We start from the raw sequence: 1,497 nt of genomic DNA, 5'->3' as shown, positions 1-1,497 counted from the left end.
CGGGAGCGCCTCCAGGCCATCCGGATCGAGCCGGCGCTCCTGGCCGCGGCGCGCGACAATCTCGTCGCCACGCCGAAGGTCCGCATGCTGCTCGACGCCGGCGGCGTGGGCCTGACCATCGCCGCGGTYCGCGMCCACTACGGCCATGGCGCGCCCGAYATCCTCTGCATCGACCCGATCCGCAATCTCTTCGATGGCGGTCCGGACGGCGGCGGGGAGAACGACAACACCGCGATGCTCTTCTTCCTGCAGGAGCGGGTCGARGCSCTGCGGGACGCCGTAGCCCCGGATGCCGGCCTGATCCTCTGCCATCACACCCGCAAGATCACCAAGAAGCAGCTCGTCGAGGACCCGTTCATGGCGCTCTCGGGCGCGGGCAGCCTCCGCAGCTTCTACACCTCCGGSGTGATCATGCACCGGCCCGACGAGGACCGACCGGAGCGGATGCTGCATTTCGAGCTCCGCAACGGCCCCGGCATCGAGCCGATGATCGTCGACAAGGCGGACGGACGCTGGATCGCGATCGACCGCTCGGAGACAAGGCTCGTGCGTCGCGAGTTCGGCGAGAAGCTCGACGCTGAGCGCGCGCGCAAACACGACGTGATCCTTCAACTGCTCTTCGATGAGGCCGAGGCCGGCCGGCTCTACACCGCTCTGCAATTCGCCGAGAGCTTCGAGAACCAGGCCGGGCTCGGCGGCAAGGACACGATCCGCGAACGGATCAGCGTGCTGGCCACAAAGGGTTTCATCAAGTTCGTTCGCGATGGCGCGCCGTTCGGTCTGCCRACCTCGCGYTCGAAGTTCGGCTATCTCTGCGTCGAGGGCATGACGTTCCCGACCGGAGAAGAGACGGCAGACCCCGACACCGGCGAGATCGTGCCCGTCCGGATCCCTGTCCTTCCCAGCACCTACAAATGCCCGCAGAGCGGCGCGGCGCTGCCGGTCGAGAACCCTCTGGTCTGGGTCTATCAGACGGAGGTGACCTCGTGATGCGCCAGCTCATCCCGATTACGCGGACTTACGCAGGATCAAGTTGTGGCAAGTTGCGGCGAGCTGGGCGGCCAGCTTCCCAACTACTTTCGCTGCTCTTCGCGCCGCCGCGGTCCGCCCAGCCATCCCGCGCACATTCAAGTTGGGAAAGCTCGTCCCAACTACCTTGGCTCCCGCGCGCCCCGCTGCGCGGCCTTTCGCAGATTCAAGTTGGGAACGCGACCGACGCCATGGGTCGTCCCAACTTCGATTTCCTCAACAGTTTCAGCATGTTGATGCGCTCTCGAAGTTGTGGGGGTGAAAGCCACCCCCTTCGGGGGTGGGGGAGAACCGCGCCGAGCGGGTTCTCCCACTCCCACCCCCAGGGGCTTYRCGCGCGCARGCASCGTGCCGTCCATYCCCTCACCGACATCAGACGAGAAGGACCCACCACCATGAGCCAATGCCCGTCACCCCTCCCAAAGAGCGCGCCCCTTCCGGCCCCGGTCATCTCGACATCCGCGGGCG

1 protein-coding gene is annotated in these 1,497 nt (G+C 66.4%); it reads left to right on the top strand.

Features of this window, described 5'->3' with window-relative positions; genetic code table 11:
- Positions 1-990 (top strand): hypothetical protein (locus L598_RS21270; RefSeq protein WP_210245038.1); only part of this gene is annotated, 990 nt, incomplete at its 5' end.
- Positions 991-1,497: the final 507 nt, after the last annotated feature.

Source organism: Mesorhizobium sp. J18 (assembly GCF_007829525.1).
Lineage (GTDB): Bacteria > Pseudomonadota > Alphaproteobacteria > Rhizobiales > Rhizobiaceae > VLJP01.
The sequence above is the reverse complement of the archived record's forward strand: the minus strand, read 5'-3'. Positions and strand labels throughout refer to the sequence as shown.